The 25421-nt window shown below is 53.0% G+C and carries 20 protein-coding genes; 7 read left to right on the top strand and 13 right to left on the bottom strand.

Annotated features, from left to right (window positions below):
• Positions 1-52 precede the first annotated feature (52 nt).
• The 5 genes from AC07V9_RS07185 to AC07V9_RS07165 form a co-directional block, all read right to left on the bottom strand.
• A complete protein-coding gene (locus tag AC07V9_RS07185) occupies positions 53-1270 on the bottom strand; it encodes a ParB/RepB/Spo0J family partition protein (protein ID WP_495015033.1) in 1218 nt (405 codons plus the stop codon).
• A 6-nt stretch (positions 1271-1276) separates the two neighbouring features.
• The gene (locus AC07V9_RS07180; RefSeq protein WP_495015032.1) at positions 1277-2128 is read right to left on the bottom strand and encodes a ParA family protein; all 852 of its coding nucleotides are present in this window, start codon (positions 2126-2128) and stop codon (positions 1277-1279) included.
• A 144-nt stretch (positions 2129-2272) separates the two neighbouring features.
• Positions 2273-3904, bottom strand: coding sequence for a hypothetical protein (locus tag AC07V9_RS07175; RefSeq protein WP_495015031.1), 1632 nt, complete (start codon positions 3902-3904; stop codon positions 2273-2275).
• A gap of 163 nt (positions 3905-4067) precedes the next feature.
• A complete protein-coding gene (locus AC07V9_RS07170) occupies positions 4068-4928 on the bottom strand; it encodes a ParB/RepB/Spo0J family partition protein (RefSeq protein WP_495015030.1) in 861 nt (286 codons plus the stop codon).
• A 60-nt stretch (positions 4929-4988) separates the two neighbouring features.
• Entirely contained in the window at positions 4989-5681 is a 693-nt protein-coding gene (locus tag AC07V9_RS07165; RefSeq protein WP_495015029.1) for a hypothetical protein, read from the bottom strand.
• 119 nt (positions 5682-5800) lie between these two features.
• Here AC07V9_RS07165 and AC07V9_RS07160 point away from each other — a divergent pair, with 119 nt between their 5' ends.
• Genes AC07V9_RS07160 through AC07V9_RS07135 form a run of 6 tightly spaced genes read left to right on the top strand, consistent with a single transcriptional unit; the run spans position 5801 to position 16385 of the window.
• Positions 5801-6181, top strand: a complete 381-nt coding sequence (locus tag AC07V9_RS07160; RefSeq protein ID WP_495015028.1) for a response regulator — start codon at positions 5801-5803, stop codon at positions 6179-6181.
• Positions 6174-6659 carry a chemotaxis protein CheW gene (locus tag AC07V9_RS07155; RefSeq protein WP_495015027.1) on the top strand — a complete coding sequence of 162 codons (486 nt, stop codon included), beginning with the start codon at positions 6174-6176 and terminating at the stop codon, positions 6657-6659. Before AC07V9_RS07160 ends, AC07V9_RS07155 begins: the two co-directional genes overlap by 8 nt.
• Before the next feature lie 19 nt (positions 6660-6678).
• A complete protein-coding gene (locus tag AC07V9_RS07150) occupies positions 6679-8673 on the top strand; it encodes a methyl-accepting chemotaxis protein (RefSeq protein ID WP_495015026.1) in 1995 nt (664 codons plus the stop codon).
• 2 nt (positions 8674-8675) lie between these two features.
• On the top strand, positions 8676-9467 hold the full coding sequence (locus AC07V9_RS07145; RefSeq protein ID WP_495015025.1) for a CheR family methyltransferase: 792 nt from the start codon (positions 8676-8678) through the stop codon (positions 9465-9467).
• Positions 9460-15453: a response regulator gene (locus tag AC07V9_RS07140; protein ID WP_495015024.1), complete on the top strand. Its 5994-nt coding sequence runs from the start codon at positions 9460-9462 to the stop codon at positions 15451-15453. Before AC07V9_RS07145 ends, AC07V9_RS07140 begins: the two co-directional genes overlap by 8 nt.
• Positions 15450-16385 (top strand): chemotaxis protein CheB, encoded by a 936-nt coding sequence (locus tag AC07V9_RS07135; RefSeq protein ID WP_495015023.1) that lies wholly within the window; start codon positions 15450-15452, stop codon positions 16383-16385. Before AC07V9_RS07140 ends, AC07V9_RS07135 begins: the two co-directional genes overlap by 4 nt.
• A gap of 60 nt (positions 16386-16445) precedes the next feature.
• Here the strand turns inward: AC07V9_RS07135 and AC07V9_RS07130 are convergent, their stop codons facing one another.
• The 3 genes from AC07V9_RS07130 to AC07V9_RS07120 are packed head-to-tail and all read right to left on the bottom strand — an operon-like array spanning position 16446 to position 18408.
• Positions 16446-16742 (bottom strand): hypothetical protein, encoded by a 297-nt coding sequence (locus tag AC07V9_RS07130; RefSeq protein ID WP_495015022.1) that lies wholly within the window; start codon positions 16740-16742, stop codon positions 16446-16448.
• Positions 16743-16801: 59 nt separating this feature from the next.
• Positions 16802-17803, bottom strand: a complete 1002-nt coding sequence (locus tag AC07V9_RS07125; protein ID WP_495015021.1) for a hypothetical protein — start codon at positions 17801-17803, stop codon at positions 16802-16804.
• A gap of 56 nt (positions 17804-17859) precedes the next feature.
• Positions 17860-18408 carry a hypothetical protein gene (locus AC07V9_RS07120; protein ID WP_495015020.1) on the bottom strand — a complete coding sequence of 183 codons (549 nt, stop codon included), beginning with the start codon at positions 18406-18408 and terminating at the stop codon, positions 17860-17862.
• A 120-nt stretch (positions 18409-18528) separates the two neighbouring features.
• On the opposite strand from AC07V9_RS07120, the gene AC07V9_RS07115 reads away from it, so the two are divergent.
• Entirely contained in the window at positions 18529-18996 is a 468-nt protein-coding gene (locus AC07V9_RS07115; RefSeq protein WP_495015019.1) for a hypothetical protein, read from the top strand.
• Positions 18997-19312: 316 nt separating this feature from the next.
• On the opposite strand, the gene AC07V9_RS07110 is transcribed toward AC07V9_RS07115, so the two are convergent.
• The 5 genes from AC07V9_RS07110 to AC07V9_RS07090 all read right to left on the bottom strand — a co-directional run bounded on the left by AC07V9_RS07110 (position 19313) and on the right by AC07V9_RS07090 (position 25356).
• A complete protein-coding gene (locus tag AC07V9_RS07110) occupies positions 19313-20914 on the bottom strand; it encodes a sigma-70 family RNA polymerase sigma factor (RefSeq protein ID WP_495015018.1) in 1602 nt (533 codons plus the stop codon).
• A gap of 22 nt (positions 20915-20936) precedes the next feature.
• Entirely contained in the window at positions 20937-22046 is a 1110-nt protein-coding gene (gene dnaN, locus AC07V9_RS07105) for a DNA polymerase III subunit beta (RefSeq protein ID WP_495015017.1), read from the bottom strand.
• Between the two features lie 170 nt (positions 22047-22216).
• Positions 22217-23197, bottom strand: a complete 981-nt coding sequence (locus tag AC07V9_RS07100; protein ID WP_495015016.1) for a hypothetical protein — start codon at positions 23195-23197, stop codon at positions 22217-22219.
• Complete coding sequence (locus AC07V9_RS07095; RefSeq protein WP_495015015.1) at positions 23197-23955, bottom strand: NADAR family protein; 759 nt, start codon at positions 23953-23955, stop codon at positions 23197-23199. The genes AC07V9_RS07100 and AC07V9_RS07095 overlap by 1 nt, the downstream gene beginning before the upstream one ends.
• 3 nt (positions 23956-23958) lie before the next feature.
• On the bottom strand, positions 23959-25356 hold the full coding sequence (locus AC07V9_RS07090) for a hypothetical protein (protein ID WP_495015014.1): 1398 nt from the start codon (positions 25354-25356) through the stop codon (positions 23959-23961).
• Positions 25357-25421: the final 65 nt, after the last annotated feature.

Raw genomic sequence — 25421 nt, 5'->3', positions numbered from 1 at the left:
AACAAAAAAAGGGGCCTTTGGCCCCTTTGAAAGATTCTGCATGCGGAAACTTTTAATCGCCGGCCGCTAAGCGGGCGAGACTGACAATCTCAATCCTGTCTAGATCAAAAAGTGCGCGGTTCTGTTTGCCACCGTCCAGGTACGACACCATTCCCTTATGGGGGTTACCAGTGATCACATTAAGCAGTAGCTCGCCAGTGACGTGCCTCTTATCCAGGGAAACCCGAACCTGCATGACCATCTCGGCAGCTGCGATTTCCATCACATCGTTCTTCCCGAGCTTTTTAGAAGCAGACTTGGTTGAACTCGATGCTGGAAGCTCAGGAGGGATATCCTGCTGCCCACCACCTGATCCTGAGGTTTCCGCATGCAGAATGTTTGGTGCACCTCCGCCAGAGTTCGCTTCAAGGTTCGCGTCCTGCTTCTCGTCTATAGCACCCTTATGTGATTCACTTTGCGCAGTACCGCCCTGCCCTGCCTTTGGGTCAACCTTTTGAGACGACTGCTCTGAGATATCCGACGCATTCGAACCGGTACCGGCTTCGCCAGGGTTTTGCTCAGTCCGAACTGAAGCACCACTTCGGATGTTCTTTAAAGCCTGTCGCGCTTCCGCCCTACCCAAGCCCTCCTCGGTACGAGCCTTAGCAACCAGCTTGCCGAAAAGATCTAGATCCAACTCATGGATCTTCTTCAGCGACTGAATCAAATCGGCGTCGGAAGTGATTTCGTCGGTGCAGAGCTCGGTGAGCGCTTCAGGAATATCAGCCAAGTCCAGATGCTTTGAGATCCACGACTCAGGCTTATTCAAAGCCAGAGCAAGATCTCGACCAGAGCCCTTCATACCCGCTTCCTGCATCACCTTGCGAAGTTCGACCAGGCCTTGAGCAGTCTCAATCGGAGTGAAATCTTCACGAAAGAGATTCTCGCGCATTTGCGAGGCGATCGCCTCTGCGCCAGTCCTCGGCGTCGAATCAACAATCGCCTTCAGCTTGTATCCATTGCCGATGATCTTACCGGCACGGACACGTCGTTCGCCTTTCTGCAGCGTGTATTTGTTAGTGTTTTTGTCGAGCGGGGATACGACGATAGGCTCAATCTGTTCAACCTTCATCGACTCGGCCAGCTCTTCAATTCCCTTGAAGACCTTCCTGACCTGCGGAAGGATAAGGATCTCTTCCGGATCCAGCATCAGGACGATACCCTCCTGAGAGCTCGCAGACATCGAGTTCAGGTCCGCCATTTCATTGAAACGCGCGAAATCATTTTTCATGCTTCGTTAACTCCTAGTCGCCGAGCTCTTTTTAGAGCTGTCTGCTAATTGGTTTTTGGCACCAACAAGGTCAGCGATTTCTTTCATCAAATTAAGCATCATTTTCCCGCTTTCCCGCTGAGCTCCCGTAGCGCGGTTCTTCCAAACTGGAACACCATCCCGCAGAGCATCGTCGATCGCGCCGTTCGTTGACAGGTGCGTGTTCAGCACCTTCAGCTGGTTCTCTTTCTTGGAAATCTCTTCAAGTGCCAAGGTGTGGGCCTTGACCTTGCGCATGCGGTTACAGATTAGGCCGGTAATCTGGATACGACGCCCGATCAACTTACTGATCTCAGCAAGGGTCTCCAATACGCTCTCAACGCCCGTGACGGCGAACGCGGCGAGTTCCACAGGCACGAACATGTACGTACTGGCCAGGCTGGCGGCAGTCATCTTGTTTCCGTGCGCCGGTGGCGTATCGAGTACGAGGTAGTCGTATTCCTCAAGCAAAGGCTCCAGGTTGTTACCGAAATTGCCCATCGCCTCGCCGAGGGGCATCCGCTCAATGTTACCGAGCTCCACATCACGGTCCAGCGAATAGATCACGTCGACGTTGAATGCAGTCGGCAACGGTGAAAACACAGGGCGATTGGCCATGAACATATGCACAGCACGATATCCATTGATCCGCTCACTACGGGACTTGAATCGGCTGGAGAGATTTCCCTGGGGATCGAGATCCACAGCCAAAACGCGGTATCCAAGCTCCGCCAGATGACAGGCGAGGTGATATGCAATGGTAGTTTTGCCTACGCCGCCCTTCTGGTTTTCGATGACGATGACGTCGGCGGGGCATCCGGTGCGCTTCTTAAGTAACATGATCGGCTCCTGTTCAGATGCAGATCAATGTAACCGCATCGCGACCATTTTCAAGGGAAATCACGCGCATGCGCAACATTATTTGATGAATTTCTCGCAATGCGGAAATCAGCTCTTCAAAAAGATTCTGCATGCAGAATCTTTTTACAAAGGGACCTGCGTTTCACGGACCTTCACATTAGATGTAGCCGTCGTTTTGTTCAAAAACGAGACACGTGTAGCAGCCTCGTCCTTGTCGTAGTAGCGTCCACAGTAGATGAAGAATTCGCCAGCCTTGTTGTTTTTCGTCGGCTCAAAGTCAGTGATGCCATACGCCTTCAGATAAGCTTGAAACTTGGTCCAGCTGCCCTCGTCCTTGTACACGTAGAAAACGTCATAGACAGAACGAGTTTTAGGGGCGACAACCAATGGTGCGACGTTTCCACTTGCGGCCGGAACAGACACGCCACTACCCCCGGCCAAGACCGCGCCCCCAATCTCGTCGTTAGGCACAGACCTAGGAGTGGTATCCACCTTAGGCTCGAACCGATTGATGGTGAGTACAGGTGCAGGCTTCGATACCACAGCTTGGGTAGGCAGCGGAGCTGGTTTGATGGTGGGCTTTGGCAAAATGGTTTTTGGGGCCGGCGGTGAATTGTCTGAACCACCGTAGACGGCGCGCCCGGTCACAACAGGGGCAACGACGTTCGCCTTTGCCATCTCAGTACTGGCAGAAAGTGCTGCAAGCTCCGTTCGAGCGCGTGAAATTATGGCATTCTTTTCGACTGCCGCCCGCGTGTTCACATCGGCGATCCGCTGAGCTTTACGGGAATCAGTTTCTGCCCGCGCACGACTCATTTCAGCATTTTTCGCCTGGACGTAGTCCGTACTACCTGGCGACAGTCCGACTTGAGCGCTAGAACTCGACGACTTCAAATCCTGACTGATCTTAGAAAGGCGGTCTACCTCTCCTTGAGCAAACCCTACTTTGGAAACCTGAGATCGAATTGCAAGGTCGTCCTCCCCTCGAGTTTTAGTCATCTGGGTTTCGATCTCAGCGATCTGACGCTTGAGCTCTGCGACCCTGGCCTCCTGAACAGTCATTCGATTTGAAGCATCAGCGCGCATTCGGTCCAATAGTGCGCTTTCTTGGGCAACCTTTTCCTTCGCCTGTCGTTCAGAGTCTGCGTTAGCTAGCGCTAGAGTGAAACGCTGCTCGTCAAACCGTTTTGTTTCTTCGAGCCTGGCGGCATTATCGATACTGCGTCGGCCTTCGATATCTTGGCTGATCCGATCTTCCATAGCGGCGAGTTCTTTGGCTGAGGACATCTCGATATCAGCCACTTGCTTAGCAGCCTTTCCGTCGGCTTCCAGAAGCTCTTTGTCTCGACGATTCTCAATAAGTGACTGCTGAATTGCCATTTTGGAGGTGGCTTCTGCTACACGTGCCTGAGACGCTTTGGAGGCAGCCTGGTATTCCTGAATCCGCCCTGCTTCAGTTGAAGAAGCCGGTGCTTCAGCAAGGCCCGTCTCATAGGCCTTGGCGTTGAGGCGTGCATCCAAATCTCGACGTTTCTTTTCAAGGTCGTCGATTTGGTTCTGGTAGTCGTTGAATTTTCGCTGATAGAGGTACTGCGCTTCTGTGTACTTCTGTGTACCTAAGGCATCCTGAATGCGGTCGTCATACTGGCTTTGAGGCTCCACAGTCGTAAGCTCTGCAGGCTTAGCTGTATGCGTACCACAGCCTGCAAGAGCCAACGCAACGGTCAGCAAGGTCAGAGTGAAAACATTCCGCATGCGAAAACTTCCTGTGCCAAAGCTTTTCTCAACCACACACCCGTTCAGCTGGGATGAAAAAGATCCTGGGGGTGTGTGAGGTGAGGAGGGCATCGACAGCAAATCCAAAAGGGTATTTATCTAATAGTGGGTAACGAGTGGCCCAAAACCACCAAAACAAGAATCACATTTCAAGATCCGCGTTTGTAAATATGCCTAGACGCTCAAGCAGACCAGTAAAACTCTCACTTTCAGGTGCGTTGAATCCAAGCTGCCACCCGCCCTTAGGGGTTCGTTTGACTACGCAAGCCAACCCAGTGACCTCAGACACCACTCGCTCAAGGCTACGAATATCGGCGTCTGTATCGGAAAGCTTTACGGTAGGTGCCGGCTTCTGCGTGATTTCGTTAACGGCTTGCAGAATGCGTGTGACAGGCCAGTTGAATCGCATTGCTTTTTCGGCAATTTTGCGCTGATCGAACTTGTGCTCCAACGAGCACAAAGGGCGGGCCTGGGAATACGTTAGTCTGCGATCACTAAGAGCATCACGAACCCGAATGTCCAGCTCGAGCAGCCGTATGTAATTTGAAATGTGCCCGCGACTTTTCCCCAGCTGTCGACCGAGCTCAAGGTGGGATAGCTCAAATTCCAGAGCCATGTCCTGGTAGGAGCTGGCTTCCTCGATGGGGGTGAGATCTTGTCGTTGCAGGTTCTCAATCGCTGAAATGTAGAGAGCCTGCTGATAGGTGTATTTACCTATTTCACATTTCACCTTCTTGAGGCCAATCCTCTGCGCAGATCTCCATCGCCGCTCCCCAGCAATAATACTGAAGCCACCCCCGTCTCTTGGGGTGGCCACTATAGGAACAACGTTCGTGCCAGCTGTCAGCATCGAGTCGCTCAGATCATCTAGCGAATCGTCGCTAAAGGTTTTGCGTTGCTGCCAGATGCCCGGGAATAGCTGATCAAGACCCACATCCATAAGGGTTGTGGGCACATTCGCAATCCCTAAGGAATCAAGTTTTTTTGGGTCAAATTGATACACGTGTATCCACTCGTTTTTTCGTGTAACGGATACACGAATGTAACCCATGCCAGTGAATATTCAAGCGCGCAGTCCCGTTCGTGCCTGGTCAACGGTCAAATCATCAATATGACCCCATGGCCGAGGGGAGGGTTTAAACCTCAAAACAAGTCCTGAATTCAAACCTCGCTCCGTGTATGGCAACGGTTGAGCTAGGACCTTCCCGTTGTCGTCGGGCAGAAAGCCATTCAAAACGAACGCATCAAGGATCGGCTTACACGCCGCGGTTACAGATTCGTGATCGAGCACATGTGATTCCGGAGTGATGTAGATCTCTTCAACAATCAACGGGAATGTAACGCCATTGAGCCAGGCGCGAAAGGTAGCCGGGTTTTCTAGCCGAAGCGCTTCGACCCGCTTTACCCATGTGGCTTTGAGTGAGGTAGAGCTCGAGTCGTGAACTCGGAGCATGAAGTTCAAACTCAGAAGGATAGCCTTGGGGAAAAAAGCGGTCAGCGAGCTTGATGTTGGATCAAACACTAACCTATCAAACCTACTGTCCATGTTGGCTTCTTGCACTTTACGCAATCGGGCCTTTGCTTTCCCTTCTTTAGGTGTCCGTATCTCTCCAATCCCAGAGCTGATCCCCTGGGATGGTGCATTAGATACCCCGCTGGCAGCAGGGGAGGGCGGAGCAATGCCCTGATTCGCGAGTCTTGCGAGAAATTTGGGATCAGCGGCGAATGCAGAGCGATGATTTGATTTGCTGGCCATAGAAACTCCTAAAGCCAAACAACATAACGACCGACAAAAAAAAACCGCCCGATCCACCCTCTCAAGCCCGAAATGGTGCACCTCCTCGACACTATTAGGGCATACGAGAGGATTAATCTATGCCCAAAATTCGGACCGTTTGCATCGTCGACGATGCTAGCGGCATTCGTAAACTTGGTACTGCTCTGCTAGAGAAACTAGGTTACGAGGTTCATGTAGCTGAGAACGGCTATGCAGCTCTCACCGTTATCCGCGAGACAAACCCAGACGCATGCTTCATCGACCGGGAAATGCCCGAGCTTGATGGGCTGAGGCTGATCGAGCTGCTTCGCTCCTGGAAAGACTGGGGTGAGAAGCCAATCGCTATGTTGTCCGGTGCCAGCAGTGTGTTCGATCAACAGACCGGCCTTATCAGCGGCGCTGATCTCTATCTCACGAAGCCCTTCACCAGGGCCACCCTTGAAAACGCCATCACTGAAATGGACGAACTCCTTGAATAGTCAGAAACCAAGGGGAGGGATGCATTTTGCGGGTTATCGAATCGGTGACACGTACTGCCTGAGCCCATCATCTTCAATCATTGCGGTAGACCAAGTGCCGCAGGAGTTGAACCAAATACCTGGAACAAAACCCTGGTTGCTGGGCGCGGGCCGTCTTGGGCGGCAACTCATTCCTTTCGTGAACATCTCCATGTTCCTCAACATCTCGAAGGATCACACACAAAAGTCGGACGTCAGCGGAGCCCTATTTGTGAAGGGTAACGATGGCGTAGGGAACGTCGCGATCGTCGTAGATGAGATCTGCGCTTTCATTCTGGCGAGCGACCTCAGGGATTGCGACCAGTCCGGCTTCAAGATTCCACCAGGCCTAGGAAAGTGCATGCGTCGAGCCGTCAGTGCTCGAGGCCGCAACTGGGCACTGATTGACCTTCCAGCACTGATAGCCGACGAAAAGCTTCAAAACGTCGACCTCACTTGACCCACCCGAGAAAGTACAAATGAGCAATAACTCTTCACTGGTTTCACTTGCAACAGTTTTGGTACTGCTTACGGGTGGCGCTGCTGGGTACACCGGTTATCACTACCTTAAGAACAACGCGCAAGAAGGCTTTCTGTTGAAAGCAAGCTATGAAGCGCAGACAAACGCTATGCAGGCGATTTACCTGGCTGAGCGGGCGGCCACTGACAGCTCCTTCACGTCGGAGATGGACAATCTGGAGAACGCTGTTGAAAAGGCGTTCGCGGCATTGCGTAATGGCGACCCTGTCAGGGGTATTGATCCAGCTCCACCGGTCGTACTTGCGAATCTCGAAGCGGTGCAGAAAGTTTGGACAGAGATTTCACCGTCAATCTCTCAAATCATCAGTCAGCGATCTGTCACCGACCAATACAGCCGCAACCTAGCCGATACACAAAAGACCGCCTCAGAAGCTCTGAGAGGGGCCAAGGAGGCACTTGCCAAGTTGGAAGCCCTTGCGCCTTCCCCTCAGCTTCGCACCCAGCTCACGGCTGCTGTGTCCTCCCTTGAGGACGGGCAACGAGCTTTGAGCTCCGACGCGGCAATCACCACCGACACTCTTCGGGCAGCATCAAGCGCATTCTCACAGTACGTCACTGCTTTAGGACGGATTGGTCAATCCCTACCTAAAGACCAGCAAGAGTTCATGGTCCCTCTGGTAAAGAGCTATCACGACGCTGAATCCGTGGTGCGCATGATTCAGAAGACAATTGATAGCTCGGCGGGTGTGAGTGAAAACATTCCGCATGCGAAAACTATTTGGGCTGCGCGCGACCGCGTGTCGTCGTCGACTGTTAGCCTGATCGGATCGGTACAGGCACTGCCCGATAGCCGGCCAATGGGCATAACCATCGTTGCAGGGCTGGGTGGGCTGACCCTCCTATTGTCCATCATCTCTATGCTTCTGATGCGGTCCATCACCAGTAGCCGCACTGAGACAATTGAAAACCAAGGGCGCCATCAAGAAGTTTCGATCAGCACTAGGTCCAAACACCTCAAGCTACTCCTCGATGAAATTGAGTTGGTAGGTCAGGGGCGTCTGAATACAAAGCTCACCGAAGACAACGAATCCACAAAGGATATCGCCAAGGGTCTCAATAAGACCTTCGGGAAATTTGCAACGATCCTGGATGAGGTTAAAGAAACAATCATCGGATTGTCAGCAGCCACAGAGCAAACGCTGATCACTGAGCAAAACGTGGCGCAAAACCGAGCGGAACAAGACAAAGCCATCGAGCATATCAGCCAACTGTTTGGTGACTTGTCTCAGTTCATCAATCAGATCGAAGGCATGACGCTCGGCACTCAGCAAATCTCAGACGACATGGGGCGCAAGGTTGGCTCCGGTGAGATCGCGGTTACCCAGGTTCACGACAACATTCTCGAACTGCAGCAGCAAACACTCTCTATCCAGCATCGCTCCAAACACATGATTGAAAGCTTCCAAGACTTGGAGCGTATCGCTGGGGTCGTAGCTCAGGTATCCACCAAATCGGCAACGCTTTCCTACAACGCAATGCTTCTGGCTGATGAGCTCGAAGACAAAGGCCAGTCAGTTCGGATCGGCACTGCGGCCAAAGCCATGGCTCGTCTCAGTGAAGAAACAAAAGACGCCGTAATTCAAATCACCGTGCAGCTCAAAACGATGAATGACGCTGCCCGAGAAAACCAGTCGGCTGTAGACCGTGCACAACGTGAAACCGACAAGCTACGAGACCGTTCCAACCTGGCACAAGACGCTTTGAAAGCTATCAATGAGTTGGCGCAGGGTCTGTCACAAGGTGCACAACGTGCGATTGAAGAAACCAGACAGCTCAAAGCCAAATCCGGTGACGTGAGTAATGTTGTGGACAGCGTTAATCAGTACAGCGCTGACAACAGCGCAGCAAGCGAGCAAACGGCGGTCGCTATTAAGAACGTAAACCGTCAGGCGCAAGACCTGCAAAGCACCATCGCTCAATTCAGCAAGGAATGATGATGACACGCCTCGATGCCCCGGCAGAACTGGACATATTTGGACGGTGGTTGGAAACCATCGAGGCCAGATTCTCAATTCAGATTGATGAGAGCCGTCAGGGTGCGCTGAAAAGCGCACTCGAGCGCCTGGCCGAGAGCATGGGCACGGACCTCGCCGAATTGGACACCAAACGGAAAGGTGGACTCATTGCTCCTGAAACATGGGCATTGATACTGCACCTCGCAACGAATCACGAAACACGTTTCTTTCGGTCGTTACCAGCCACACAGCGGATAGTTGATATCTGCCGTCAGATCACAGCCCCTAAGGTTCTTTCAGTCGGATGCTCAACAGGCGAGGAGCCTTACAGCATTGCGTCAGCTCTGCTGGACGCTGGTCACCCGACATTCCGAGTGCACGGTACCGACGTCTCTTCGGTCTGCATCAGTACTGCACGAGAGGGGCTCTATCCGAGACATCCAAACGTAGGAACTGTCGCGGCCGCGCCCACCAAAGGGGACATGATGAGGTTCCACCGTTTCGTCCGAGAGATGGTCACCTTTGAAGAGCACAACATCCTGATGGATCGTCCGGTGTTACTGACCAATCCAGACATCATCATCACGCAGAACATGCTGATCTACTACAGGACAGAAACGAGATACGAAATCCTGAACCGTCTAGCAGCGATGCTTCCGGCTGGCGGTCACCTGATTACCGGTCCCGGGGAAACTCTGAATTGGTCGTGTCCAGGTATCTCAAGAATTCCTAATAGCAACCCGAACGTATTCCAAAGGTCTGTCGATGTCTAACAAACTACATACCGCCAAACTGACCTGGCTGCTGGCCCCCATTCAGAAAAGCGTCGACACGACCAAGCTTCAGCTTGATGTGTTCCATAAGAAAACCAAAGCTTTAGCTAACCCGCCGGCCGATGCAGAAGACATCTGGTATGAAAATCAGCGGAAACATCGAGATGAGGCGTTCGCGAAAGTAGAAGCCGAAGTCAAACACATCCACGCGTCCTTGGATGTCGCGGAATGCATCGGTGGGAGCGCTTTAGCCCTCGAAGTCAAGATCATCATCAACAACGTCTCAGATCAAAGGATTGAGTCGCACAAGATCGAGCTCGCTCTGATCTCTGTTTTGGGTGGGCTACTCACCATTCCGAAATACATCGGGATGGTTATCGACGGTGCCCCCGACAGCGCTGGCATTCTGGCCAAGCAGATCAACGAGCTTCGAGAGTTGCGAGGGGTACCGCTGCTCGAAGAGGACAACTTACTACCACCCGATGTTGAATTTGTTTACGTAGAGCCACCCCTTCGTAACCGCAATGCCAGTGAAGAGCAGCGTCAGGAGGTATTCGGAAGATCGCCTAAACGATTCCAGACCGCCTTCAGCTCGTACATGACAAACCAAAATAAGACAGCGATCAGCGAGCTGCGGGATGTCCTGCGGGATCTTCAAGCTGTCACATACGACCTCGAGGTAGGCTGCTTTTGGTGGATTGGTGAGTGTCTAACGGAAGCCTTGGCACTAGGAGCTATTCGTAGTGGCAGCGACACGCTCTCCAAAATCCGAATGCTCTCGGTGGCGATTCAGAAAGCGGACAGCGACGGGGAGGAGGGCGCTAAAGCAACCCTGGGCGTAGCGCGATTCAAATCGTTGCTGTCGGTGCTCAGCATGTCTACCAAGCTCCCGACTAACATTGAAAACGTGTTGGCCGTTTTCAACGTACGCAAATCAGTGGACGCAAGTTCGCTCGCAGATCTTCAGGCTAGGATTGAAGCTGCGAGTGCTGACTCGATTAAGGACGTTGTCGTCGAGCTCCGCCCATTACTGGAGACCTCCATGGTCTCGCTAGGTCGAGCAATTACCAGCAAGTCACCACAGACGTTTGATGCACAGATCGCTTCCTTCAGGACGTCAATCCGCCAGGTAGCTAGCGTCTTCTACATGGTGAATGAGAGTGAGATGGCAGCGGTCGCCGCAAAGTCTCTGGCACGCGTAGATACCATCGACAACGTAAGTGATTTCACATCTGGGATCATCGAAAGCCTCAAAGCGGATTTCATGTTCCTGGACGAACATATCCGCCGGCTAGATTCAAACGAGAGTATCCAGTCATTACGAATCCCCGGAGTGAAGCCCGACGTAATTGCGGCTGTCGTCGAGCAGTCCATCCAGGAGCTGACTCTGACCCGCCGGTCGATCACGGATCACCTTGATAGCGGTTCAAGCATCGAGGATCTCAAAACGGGTCTTAAGCGCCTTGTAGATACAGGGGCCGCCTTGAGCTTCACCGGTTTGACAAGAGCTGGCTTGATACTCAACGGTTCGTGCCAGGGTTTCCTATCGCAGATGAGCGACCAAGGGATCAAGCAGAACACCGCGATTGAAATGGCCGCTCGTGCACTCGTCGCAGTTGAAGGGTATCTCGCAGCAATCCTTTCCGGGATAGAACCATCGCCCACGCTTATGGCTAAGGCCGAGGAGGCATTGGGCGAGTTGGGCATTCAGGTCGACCACGTCGAGGTTGTGTCCACGTCGGATCTGATGGATAAGTTCGAAGCTGCACTCACCACTGACGAAGGCCATGAAACTGCTGAAAACCACTTCCTGTCGGAAATCTTCGAGCTTCGGAAAGTTTTTGAACAGGTCCTTCCGAAACCTGACGTCCGTGATCGTAGAACGATGGACGCGTTGTACAAAGCGTCCGAACGTCTCGCTATGGGCGCTAAGCTGTATGGTTTCGACTCCTTTCACCGGTTGGCAAGAGCACTTGGTGCTTACAGCCAGTCTGCGAACAACCAGTCGAGAGAGGAGAGCTTTGACCGAACTGCAGCCGATTCTCTGATCGCTAGTGCACTCCAAATGACCTTCCGGTGTATGGATGAATATTCCGCCCGGGGCAAAGTCTCAATCTTTACTAAAGACATGGAGAACGCACTCCTCGCCAAATCTGATCCTTCGATGGTTCAGGCGTTAGCGGTTGACCAAGTCACAATTGCTGATGTTGTGCCTGCGGCCGATATCAGTGGTGACCATGTACTCATTGGCGAGCTCGTTGAGAATGGCCCGCGCAATGAAATGCGTGAGTATCCAGAAGGCGTCGATGGTGGACACATCGACATGTATCGAGAAGAGTTCGCCATCTACCATGCGATCCTCATCTCCTTCATCGAATCCGACGCTACCGCTCTGACCCGCGACGTTTGCCGAGCCGCGCATTCCCTCCACGGGATTTCAGGCTCTGTAGGTTGCGATGTGCTTCATGAAGTCTATGGGGTTCTCGAATCCCGCCTCGACGTGATTGCCACAGCTGGACAGGCTCTGACCACTGATGACAAAGCTCAGATTCGACACCTGCTCGATGAAACTCAGGGCTTCATGCTGGAATTTCCATGGACAGTAGAAACCCCGCGTTTAGATATCTGGGTATCAATTGCTGCAAGCATCGGTGAGGAGATTGAAGAAGCGCAGTTCACGGAAGTGCAGGAGCGCCAACATGCATTGACTGATGTCATGCAGGTCGAATACAGCTCAGAGAGCCCAGAGCATTCGGTATCGCAGGATCAACTGTCGTCCTTCACAAGCTCCGAAAAGATTCCGCATGCAGAATCTTTCTCCGTCCCGCAGCCAGAGGAAGAATGCTCGGTTACCGAGAAAAATTCACCAGCTGAGATTGGTGAAGAGTTTTCGCATGCAGAATCTTTTTCTGCCGATACGTGGAAACCATCCGAATTGCCTTCGAGCGGGCCGATCCTGGCCGAAGCCCCAACTGCCGAACTACGTCCTGAGTACAACGATGATTATCAGTTCTATTTGGATGAGACCGAGGACGTATTTCCGGACCTAGAAGCCAATGTGGCCGCATGGCTTGGGGACATGACCAACAAAGAACTTGTCGTCACCATCAAGCGGAACATGCATACCCTCAAGGGTGCTGCACTGATGGCTGAAGCGGGTGCAATCGCCGCCTTGACTCACTCGATGGAGGATCTGTTCGAAAGCCTGTCAATCAAACTCATCAGCCCAGGGGAGGAATGTGCGGAGCTCGTACGGCACGTGATGGATGCCATCATGTCGATGACAGAGGAGATGAAGCTAGGTCGAGCCTATCGGATCCCGACAGCGCTCATCGAATGTCTCGAGCAGTGCGTTAGCACGAACAAGATTGATCTGACTCTTCTCTATGCAGCCCCGGCAGTTGAGACGACACCGGCCGAAGTGATCGAGAAGGCTCCACCATCAGATCCTGTATCTACTGCAGCGAGCCAAACGCCGGTAGTTGTCGAAACTACGCCTGAGGAAAGTGAGTCAGAGACTGTCAGCTCAAGCGCAGATCTTGGGTTGGATGGGGCTGAAGCTCAGGAGACTGAGGGCAAACCTCAACGTAAAAGAAGAGGTGGCCGCGGCAAAGGCGGTAAAGGCCAAGCGCTTACCAGCAAGGCAAGCGCTGAAGATCCCGCTCAGGATATCTCCCCGGCTGGTGACAGTAGCGCGGAGAATGGTGATCAGATCCCCGCAGTAGCGATTATTGAAGCGTTTGGTGAGGACCAAACTTGGACCCCTCCGGCACCAGAGATCGAGCAAGCCGAAACACTGGTGGACAACCACCAACTCAGCACGACCGAAAATGTCGTCCTGCCTGAGCCTTCTTCGAACCTCGATCATGTTGATGATGTAGGAGAACGTGTTTCCGAAACTGAGAAGGTAGCTGCATTCGCAGTTAAGCCTTCTGAAAAGATTCTGCATGCGAAATCTTTTTACGACGATCCAGTCCGGGCTGCTTATGCACGGGAAGCATCCGAAAATTTCGATAAGCTCCACTCACTAGACCTTGTTGATGATTTTGGGGGGCAGGAGTCGATCGTCAGCACAGCGGTTTTGGATATGCTGGCGCGTGAGGAAGCTTCTCAAGGTGAAGATGGGAAAAAATCCTCAGGTGGAACCTCCGAAAAAATTCGAGTTGACCTGCGCCACCTTGAAGCCGCAGCGGAGAAAGCCAGCGAGCTCATCGCTGTCCGCTACCGTCTGAATTCCCTTAACGAGGAAGCTCATCTGCGTCTCACTGGCGCAAGGGAGCTCCTTGAAGCAAACAGCCTTCAGCATGGTCAACTCACAACGGCCCTCCGCAGCTACTTCAATAATCAGCCTCAAGCTCGAAAGAACGAAGACGCTGATGAAGCTGACCTTGAGCGGTTCAACGATCTATCCGCGATGCACGTTGCGATGGGGGCTCAGGTTGATGAGGTCCGTGAGCAGGTCCATGAGATCTTTGCCTTTATCCGTCAGATGAGGGCCACGTTGAACGAGCTCGATCCTGCGCTGACTGGACTGCAAAAAGACCTGCTCCACTCGAGACTTGTTCCATTCCTGAACGCCAGGCAAAAACTGTTTGGAGCGGTTACCACTGCTGCTAAGGCGACTCATAAGGAAGTCGAAGCGAGCATGGAAGGTGAGCAGGTCATCATGGACAAGATGATGCTCGACGCCATCGCCGACCCGCTGACCCATATCTTGCGGAACGCGATTGATCACGGCATCGAAAGCCCTTCGGATCGAATTGCGCGAGGCAAGCCCGCGACTGGTACGGTGAAGATCAAAGCCTACCGTCGTGCGAAACACATCATCATCGAAATCCGTGACGACGGTCGGGGGATCGACGTGGATGCAGTCCGCCGTAAAGCGATCGAGATGAAGATAATCAAAGAGAGCGACCAACTAAGCCCTCAGGAGATCATGCGGTTAATCACTCATAGCGGGTTCTCTACTGCAGCCAAGGTCACCCAGGTTTCAGGTCGAGGGGTGGGCATGGATATCGTAGCTTCGGCTGTAGAGAGCCTTGGTGGCCGCCTGTACATCGACAGCCATGCGGGCAAAGGGACCTCGTTCCTTATCGAGCTTCCGTTCACCATCGGTTCGAACAAGGCAATGATGGTTAACTCAGGTAGCCAATGGTTTGCTATCCAAAGTTACTCGATGCGCCAGGTACTTCTAGTCTCTCGTGAGGAACTGGCCGCACAACGAGCGTCCAACGGTTATGCAACCGTGACATACGAGAATCGTGCGTTTGATGTAGTCCATCTCGCAGACCTCGTTGCAATGCCTGAGTCTCGCGGCGGCGACCACAAAGAGGATGAGGTCACCCTCATTCTATGTGAGCAGGGTGATGATCGAATCGCAATTGAAGTCGCTAAAGTCGACTCGATGCCAGAAATTCACATTCGCAAACTTGAAGGCATCCTGTCCAACGTTCGAGGAATTGTCGGCGAAACCGAGATGCAAGACGGCAGCCCGGTCTTTGTCCTCGATGTGATGGAGTTGGCCCGACTCAATCTTAAACTAGGAAAACATGGCTATCAGGTCCGTCAGAATCGTGTGCGCACGATGAAACGGGAAACGAAGCCAACGGTTTTGATCGTCGATGACTCCCGTAGCTATCGAACCCAACTGGAGCGAATTTTCACAAGTTTTGGGTATGCGGTTGTAACTGCAGTTGATGGGCAGAATGCCCTTCACAAGCTGCCCTTGGACCCTAAGCCCGATCTGATGATGGTCGATGTCGAAATGCCGAATATGAACGGATTTGAGTTCACTGAAGCGATTCGGAAGAAGCCCGAGTACGACGACACTCCGATCATCATGATCACAACACGCACCGGCTTGGAAGATAAGGCCATGCGGGCAGGGGTTACGAAGTACCTTCTTAAACCATGTGACGCCCCAACGTTGCAGCAAGCTGTAAACCAGATCAAAGCTGAAAAGAGCCAAAGTGAGGTAGCAGTATGAGAATTGGTATCGTCAGCACCAACGAGGTTCAAAAAGCACTGTTTGCTGAACTCCTCTCACCGCTAGTCGGTGAGTTGACGAATTACGACATTACGCATGCGAAAAACGGCGATCTCGAGATCAGCAATGTCCATATCTTGCTGATCGATATGAGTGACCAGAACGTGGTTGACTGTGAAGAGGTCATGGACGCCCTGGGCCGAGAAGAACCTATCTGCCTCGTGCACGACAAGGATCTCTACAGCATGCAGCCCCGTGAACGCCTCTCATGGCGCAACCGGACGATCGAGGAGATCAAAAAGGCTATCCCCGATCTGGCGAGCGAATTGGATGACAAGAAGGACGAGGCCGACAACAAGAACATCCCTGACGTATGGGTCATCGGTGCAAGCTCGGGTGGTCCTCAGGCTCTGCGGCAATTCTTTGCTGACCTTCCACGTATGCCCATCTCGATTTTGGTCGCGCAGCACATGTCTGAAGCCGGATATGGGCAGATGCTGGCCAGGTTGAAGGATGTTGCCTCTCGTTGGAGCGTGCACTCTGCAGAGACGGGGATGAAGATTAAGCCGAACTCCGTCTACCTGGTACCGCGGGACAATACGATCGAAATCAGCTCAGGAGTGATCACCCTGCAGGCGTATAGTGCGCAGTCTGTGTCATTCAACCCCTGCATTGATGCCGTGATTAGATCGGTTTACGAATGCCATCCTCAAGTCGGTGTGATCATCATGTCGGGAATGGGAATGGACGGCTCTGGTGGTATTCGAACGATTAAAGGTAAAGCCAAGATGATCATGGCTCAGGACCATGAATCCTCCGGGGCCAAGAGCATGCCTGATTCAGCGCGTAACACTGGAGCAGTGCAGTTCTCGGCCCCGCCTGAAGGCCTGGCCAGAAAGCTGGCTCAACTGTATGGGCAAAAAACCTTCTAAAAAAATGGCCACCCTGAGGTGGCCTTTTTCTTACCTGCTATCAACTGGTGGATGCTGATTTCATGCGATCCGATTGACCTCATCCGCCATCAAGCTACCGATCGCCGTACGTTGATCTTCAACACACTTAGCTGCAACGTCCTTCAAAAGATCGAGTGCCCCCGGACTCGAAGAAGAGATCAACTCCATCAAAAAATCTAGCTGTTGCTCCGATGAGTCGGGGTAGCTCGCCGGGAGAAAATCGACTCTAACAAGGGTCTGGCTTCCCAGTTTGGTGCTGACCTGAATGCGTTCATTCGGCATTCGAGTAGCAAAATTGCGAAGAAGGGGAGAGGTAATAATTTGTACGCTTTGCATGGTGTGGCCCTCATGTTGAGGACCACTTTAGAGATGTTACGGCGTGCCAGAAGCCTTGCCTATGCACCACACATCTGAGGTGTACAGAACCCCATGATCTCGTCGTACGATTTGCAGCACACTACTGGTACCCACCATACGAACGTGTAGATCTCTTCGAGAGATACAGGGTAGAGACGCATCTGAGTGTCCAGCAACAAACTCCCAGCTGAGAAGCCCACTGTGACTCCAGGTGAAGTCTGTTGCAGCTTCCCAACAGATAGAGAGGCGTTGAAAGGGAATGATCCAACAGCAAACCCACTGACGTGGATTGCTCGGTAAGCTGCCTTGCCGGCAGCGATCGCCGCGTTGTCGTTATGGTCAGCCATTTGCCGTGGGTAGAGTGGCCCCCAGTTTGTGCCGATACAAATCTCGGTACCGAAAACGGACACATTGGATGTAATTGGGTTCGTACAAGCCAGCATCCCAAGCGCCGACGCAACACCAATGTCTCGACAGCCAGTGTTCCAGGTTGGATCTAACTCAGTGTCGTAAATCAGTTTTGGGAAGCAGCTTGGCAATGCTTGGTTCGCAGCTTTCAACGCCTGAGCTTGCAGGACGTTAGACGCAGCGCCACATATGTCCAACATGCTCGATGTGGGAACGTTGGTTGATCGGGCTTTGTCGACGCCGCAGAGCTTGCAGCTCTGAAACGCCATTGCTATGTCGATTGCCCAGTCTGGAAGCTCCCAGAGGCGCACATGCATTGATGTGTAGTCATTGTTGTCTGTACCCACGCTCAGCGGGCCGCCGATAGGTTGGCCGAGAGCCGTGTCGCCGCCGCCCTTGATCACTTCACATAAAGCGACAGGTTGGTAATGAGAGACAATGAGGTAATCCTCGCACCACCAGCAGCATGGCCCATAGACCATATAACTCAGAGTTAAAGGATCAATCACGAGCAACGTTGCTAGCGAAGCGTTGAGGGCTTGAGCGTCCTCGGGCTTGAGGGTAAGCCCCGCGGCTGCAGCCATACCTGTGACGGCTGACAGTTTGTTGAACTCACGTCGGGTAAAGGCCATTTCCATCTCCAAATGGAATCTTTCCCTAATAGTGGCCTTCGGGTGCCCTAATTCCGTCAGTTCAGTGCGAATGACATTCCTCGAAACGGCACGCTCACCAATGGAGCTTGGCCATCAACAGCCGTAGCGTCTTGGAATGAAGGGTTCATAACGTGCACAGTAGGGTCAGAGTCATCCATCCGCACAACAACCAAGACCCGCTCAGCGTCTGTTTGCGGGCAACGGCCTGTCACATAGACATCGTGCATGGACACATATGCACAGATACGACTCCGGTAACGATCGGCTCCGAATTGACCTTCTCGAGGCTTTAGGGCGACCAGTGCACCCGAAACGTTCATGGACATGTCGTGCTGCACTTCGAACATCAGATCACCAACCTGAGCCTGGCCTTCAGTGCTCCATACATCGCCTTCAAAGGAGAAAGCGGAATCACCAGACTCACCCATTTGAGTTTCAGCCTCGATCATTCGCTTGAACTGTTCGAGAGCTCTGGCGGCAAATTCCTCTGCGTTCAAATGTGCAGGTAAGGTGACATTCAACGTACCGTTCAGGTTGACAGGGATAGCAACGTTTTGGGTTTGACCGATATCTGGTGTGTTCATGATGATGCCCTTGAGATAATGCTTCGAGTATCTGCTCAATCGCCTGTGCCACTAGCGGAGACTGCATATTTGGGGCAGTGACAGGCCACTATTAGGTCATTAGGAACTGGAGATTGTGTCGTGTTTGATGTGCCATCGAATGTGATCTGGATTGTCGGCTTGGTTTTGCTTGTGTTCGCCCTGGCGTTCCTTTGGAACATGAGGCTAAGCAACCATGCCGCCCCCCTGCCGACAGTAGAAAAAGAGCTTGAGGTATTCAGCTCTGAAGCTGAGGGGAGCACTCGCAGGTACAGGGGAATGCCTGTTCTCGCACCTGCTCCGCCACCTGTAGAAATTATTCTGGATGAGAAGCCGGCAGAGATTGAGATCAGAGCAGAGGTTTTAGAGAGCGATCCAGAAGCCACTCTTGATGACATTCCAGACAGTGACGACGCTGAGCGAATGCTTGATCTGGCGTGGAAGCTAGAGGTCCATGGTGACTTCGAGGGTAGGGACGAGTACGCGTCGATGGTCGCCAACGACTCCGAGGCCTCTCCACGTCAACGAGACCGAGCCCATGCCATGTTGCGCAGAGACAGCATCGCCTGAAACGCCTGGGCGTCATCGGAGGCAGATAAATAACCCTCCGTATGACCCAGCATCATTTGCCCTTCCTCATCGAACAACCCACCAGCCGGACCACGTCGCCACTGGCATGCGGTTGAAGGGACAGTCATAAAGTTCGCGTGAATACGTTGACTGCCATCTGACTCAACCAGGCACCTGGTTTCCATTAGGTCAGCATTTCTCGAAGAACAACGAATCGTGAAGTGGACCTCACCGTTGCTCATCAGATCCGCACCGACAAAAGTGCCCATTACGCCACGAACTTCGACATCAGCGCCCGGCAGAGGAAAACGCATATTCACAGGTCACCCCACATTTCCAAAAGGCTGTCCGCGTATTTGGAATCACGCAGTTTGCCGAGTGCTTGAACTTCCAGCTGGCGAACACGCTCCTTCGACAGATTCATCTGCTCTGACAGCTCGGCCAGGGTCATCTCGCTCGAATCCCCGAGACCGAAGCGATTCAGAAGAACCGTAATCTCACGCTTATCCAGGATCTCAGCCAGAGCTTGAAGAAGGTACGCTCGCGAGCTGTCCTCTTCGATCTCCTTCATGAAATCGTTGTTGGTATCCGTGAGGGTTTCGTGGAGACCGTCCGATTCATTTGAACCGCTTTCCTGAAAAGCAGTGTCGATCGACATCTGGCTGCCAGCAACGTGAACGAGATCCCGAACCAAGTCAGGATCAAGCTTTGTAGCTTTAGCCAGTACTTGGACGGACGCATTTGGATTTTCCCGCAGCATCTCTTTCACCAGACGCAGATGCTTGTGCATCCCCTCAGGCAGTCGGATGGTCTCCTGGTCCGCCAAGTCTCGGTTAATAGAGACCTTGATCCATTGGATCGCGATCGTTGTAAATCGGAAACCCAGTTCGGGCGCGAATCGATAAACCGCACGGGTTAACCCCATATTTGCAGCCGAACGCGCGATTTTTACGTCTGAGAAGCGGTAGCGGTTTACCTGCTGCTCTACGAGACGTACGTTCGCATTTGTGAAAATCGCTGCGCACTTCTCAATATCGCGATCAACACGCATGAACACAGTCCAGGCAGCCAGGATTTCGGAGGCCGGGGCTTCACCAGTGGACGCAGCCTCAAGAATGGAGCTTTGACGTTCGACGATTCCCATACGAAGCTTCTTCATTGCTGCCGGCGGGAACAGGCTCAATTCATACCCGCCAGATTTCAGCAACGCTGGAATCAGCTTTGGTGAAGTCCAGTTCCCGGAGATGATCCCTTCGGCCTTCAGCTTTGAGATTCGGACCTCATCACAGATGAACTTGATCAGATCGCGCGCACGGCTGCTCAACTCTTTACAGTTCACACGGAACTGCTCGGCAGCTCGATTCAGGATGTAGTCGTACGGGAGGATCTCAGACAATTTCTGGCGAAGCTCTTCGCGAACCACGGAGCTAAACAAGGTGCCATCCATACCTTCGGCGGCGTATGCACGCAGTTCCGAAATCAGTGTTTGGATGGCGTTGAGCTTGCGTCGAACCAAGATTGCAAACTCTCGATCAGACGCCGCTTTTGCAGCCTTGCGAACCTTCTTGTCCGAGTAGTCATCGCCCTCTGGCAGCGTTCCGACACGAAGCCACGCCCCATCGTGATAAATCAACGCTACTGCTTTCTCAACATTGTCTTTATCGCCCATTGCGTCCCAGATCTCTTTGACCATCGAGGAGACGATGCCCGAGTCGACCGCGAGAGCTCGAACCAAGTCAAGCTGACCCATGATGATCCTGAAGGAGAGGTCCTTCTCATTCTGGGCAGTCAGCAACCCTTTTGGACCATCCAAAAGAGGAAATGGAGGGGTATGGGTGGGAAAGGCGAAACCTGCACCCAGGCGCGCCTCCTGCGCGCCCAGAGAGGCATTCAATTGCTTAATCGCTACGTTGCTCATCTGTGATCTCCAGAGCCAGGCCTTAAAGACGAACCGGCATCAATACGAAACTGTGTGATGGCAAGTCTCGAGCTCTTAGGAGCGTGCCAGAAGCAGCATCCGTAAAATGCACATCAATCTCTGGAGCCCCCAACGAGCGAATGATTTCGCAGGCAATAGAGCCGTTGAATCCAATTTCCAACGGGGCTGCGTGGTAGTCACAGGGGAGCACGTCATTGGCCATGTCCTCGGCCTTGCCGCCAATCGATTGGATGGCAATAGAATCAGAAGTCACAGATAGACGTACCAGCGAAACTGATCCCTCAGAAAGCAGACCCACACGTGTCATTGCGCCCGCAAGTTCATCACGGGCTACCCGGGCCGCGTCCCCCTTTTCAGCTGCCAAAATGAGCCTGCGATACTCTGGGAATTTTCCCTCGATCAGTTTTGTGTGTAAGACGCCCCCAGCTTTTGTGAAGCGGGCCATGTATCCCGAGGTAGAGATTTGGACCTCGCCAGTGCCAACGAACTGGCATACATCCTCGATGCATGTGCTAGGCAGAATGAAGTTCTGCATCTGGCCGTTTTGCACAGGCACCTCAACCACCCCCATGCGCAATCCATCAGAGGCCGCGAGAGTCATATGTCCGGCCTGAAAATCGAACAGCACACCATTCAGCACCGCTCGCACGTCTGTCCGTGCAGCGCAGAAACCGACTTGATGCAGTGCAGTGCTAATGGTGGACCCAGGAAGCGTCACTTCGCCCTTGCTCTGATCGACCGTGAATTCCATCACGGGAAACTGGTCGGCAGGCAGGGTCGCCAGGGTGAATCGGGAACGCGCCGCCGAAATAACCAGTTTCTCTTCAGCTACATGAATGTTGACCACAGCGTCCTTTGGCAGAGCACTGATCACTTGGTCGAACTTCACGGCTGGCACGCATACCGAGAAACTTACGCCTGGGTAGCTAAACAGGTCGGCGGGAACCGCAAGAGACATCTGCTTATGCCCGTTATGGGCCGAGAGGAGAACCTTTTCTGAGCTCACCTCCAGCAAGATATGGCCATACACATCGGTGGCTTTCTTTTGAGGAACGCGGGCGACTGTTTTGAGGAAAGGAGCCAGGTCTTGAGATTTGATCGAGAGTTTCATGGGCAATCCCGGTGAGAAGGTATGCCTCATGATCAGCTGCAATATCTTGTGTCAGAAGCAGATGGGATTGATCAAAAAACGATCAGCCTTCCTATCCGTTATCCCGGAAGCTTTTTCGCGACTTATTAACAGCCTTGTCCACGGCTTTTGTGGATAAGCCCAGTCGCAGGTCACATGGCCTCAATGAGGACCTTGCTGAATGCTTTGGTGGCCAGCGCACCGTCTACTTTGAACGATGACTTCTGAGCGAAACGAGCCATATCACTTGCAATACGGCGGGAGTAGCCGACCTGCCCCGAACGGTCGAAAAGGACAGCAAGTTGCACATAGGCCTCAAGCCGCATTGCATCGCTTGAGAACGCATAAAAATCCTGGGGAGGAGGGTACTCACCCTTACCCGCTTTGACGATGACCTCAAACAGGACGCCCATGTCTTTGGTGTTCAGACCACTCACCCGGACAGCGGCGCGCTGAAGGAAAGCGTTAGCATCTTCAATATGCCCGGTTGTTGCATAACTGATGGCAATTTGCGCAACGGCCATGGTGCTCGCCGGCTGATCCGAATAGTAATTGAGTAGTCCCTCTCTCAACGCTGTTGCGCGCTCCATGTCCCCTGTGGAAAGGAGCGTGAGAAGACGTTGCTGCAGCGCCTCCATATAGGCAGGTTTGTCCTGCTCACTGAGCGTGGTGAGAGACAGCGCTATCGCCTTCTCATCGGTTGACCTCGCTGCTAACGCGGCAATATGTCGAAGAGCCAAAAGGCGCGCTTTCGTGTCCTGAACCTTTATCGCGTCATCAATCGCGATGTTGAAATGCTTCTCCCGAGCTGCGTTGATGGCGGTGCCAGCAGCGACATAGTCATCATTCGGGATAAGGCACATGTAGGTCTCAGCCTGGTTCCGCAGCTTGACGATGCCGTTGGGGTCGGCAATGCCTGCACCTTTGGCTAGCGCCGAAGTGACTCGCATTGAGTCGTCACGATTTATCCCGGGCTTCTCCGCCTCCACGCTCTTCGCTATCAAATCACCGATGCAGGCCTTGTCTGCGTGCTCAAAGCAAATTGCCTTGGGTGGAGCAGTTACCCACTGAGGATCTGAAGCGCAGCCTGCGAGCCCAGCAAAAGCGAAGAGCGCCAAGGATTGTTTGAACATTACTCAGCCCATTCGATTCTGTGAGCGGTTTTCCCCTGCTCACGAGCCAGTGCGAGAAGCCGATTTGCCAAAGCTGAGTTCGACTCCTCTTCGACGCTGACGACGAATACGTGCGTTCCCTTCTCAAGCATGGCGCTCGCGCAATTATCAATACTCGGGGAAGATCCGTAAACGCGAATAGGGAGGTAACGACTCACTGCGTAATGCTGCACAAGCTCCGCCAATCCAGACTCATCCGACACGTAGATCTCATCAGGAGAGCGATTTTGGAAGAGGTGATCAAACGTATGATAAATTTCCTGACTGCATAGGCTTACGTCTCCGGACAGCACTACACGTCTGAGTTCAAAGCCAGGTTCACTTGCTTCAACGAGCCGTGCATAGATGCTCGCCGCTACAGCGTCGATCAAGGGAATCCCGGTGGTGCACTTTGGCTGGAGCAAAGAGTCGCGGAGTGCCTCCTGGTTTTGAACCAGCTGCATCCACATCCCGGCTCGGATCAACCCGAAGCGTACGTCCGCCCAATCCTCACGAACGTTCCCTTGGTCAATCGCCCCAGTTTCCAGCAGAAAATCATCAGGGTCAGTCTGCTCAAGCAGGAAACGCCGATAACACTCATCAACACCCCGAAACTTTTCAGACTCGACGAAGTGCATGAGTGAGCAGCAGAGCTCGCCATCAGGTGAATCCGGAGATCGATACGCTTTGAATGGAAGAATTGCGTACGGGTCGTAGGTGGGTGTTGTCGATGATTCCATGACTTATCCGATCGTGCGGGTGTAGCGTTCGTGCAGTTGAAGAAGCCCAACTGCCGCAGCGGGAACAGCAGAACCATGATGTGCCTGTTTTGCGAGATCTGCCACCCAAAGTGGGGGCTCCAAATCCTCTCGGGTCGTTCGTGCTTTCAAGTACCTGGTGCATTCAGCCATTTGATGAGAAGACAGATGCTCGGGAGACTCACGCCAGACCATTCGCACAGCGAGGTCCAAAAATCGCGAATCGCTACCCCTTGCGGCTACCCGTAGCCATTCGGCGGCTGGGGCTGAGTGCAGTTCCCTCATAAGTGCTTGGTCCTTTGATGAGAAATCGCCGGCCCACAAGCGGTGATAGGCGTCAGCCGGCTGAGATGGAAGCTCAAGAACTGGCGCGTCTTTCAGTCGGGCTGCAATGAACCCTGCCGCACGGAGGCGAGCAATGTTCTGCTTAACGTATGAAACGTCGATCTGAAGGCGTCTTGCATCCTCAGGACGAACCGATCTCAAAGGTGCACAGAAGGGGAATCGATTTAGAGGTACCCGCACCAATGGCTTGTCCATCTGTTTAGCATTCTGCCTGACAAAACCCTGATATGACGTGATCTCGGGATCCGTAAGCTGCGTCAAATCTGCCTGTAAATCCACGACAAAAAGGATGTCCGGATACGTGATATCGATACCGACAGGCATACCCAACACAAAGCCCCGATCTGTCAGTAAAGAGGGGTGAACAAGGAAACTGGGCATAGAGCTATCCAGGTCGCTAACTTCCCCATCATCAAGGCCTAAGGCGTTCTTGATACGATCGATGGAAGTCATGCTCAGTGCGTGGGACATGAGCTTGGGACAAGCTTTCTGAACTTGCTCAACCAGGTCTCGGATTCGAACAGCCCTGTTCCCGCCGCCCACCTTCAGATCCCACATCAGGAAATGGTGAGTCGCGTCAAATCTCATAGGTGATGGGCCTGTGGGCCATGGGTACTCATCTGGCCTGAGGATGTGGATTGCTCGAAGAAGAGTATCGACGTCAAGGAATTGAGTTCCTACGGGGAGGCCGATGCACGGATAGGGCAGCAGGTTGCGATAAAGCCCGTATCGAATGTATGGATCGATCCGTGTCGAGGTACCGTAACCCACGTGAAGGCAGTCAGGCTCAGAAAAATGTTGGTGGGCTACTCTCGCCCAATCCAATTCACTTACGCCGCCCACCAGATCCATGGATGAAAGCTCTGATTGTGAAGCGGCATCGATGTCGACGTGTACATCGTCACGCAGCGCCACATTCAGTTCCTGGGCGCGGGCGGCATCAGATCCCGTAAACATCAGGGAGTCATATCGAACAATCTGACCCTCGGCAGCAGACTTGCCCGCGGTAATGGCATCGTAGAAATGAATGGCTGACATTTTTGCTCCTCTGTCTCCCTAATAGTGGAGACGAACTGCCCCATTCAGAGGATCTGTGGCGATCT

This window comes from Pseudomonas sp. GW821-FHT02A11 (genome assembly GCF_059421985.1).
The sequence above is the reverse complement of the archived record's forward strand: the minus strand, read 5'-3'. Positions and strand labels throughout refer to the sequence as shown.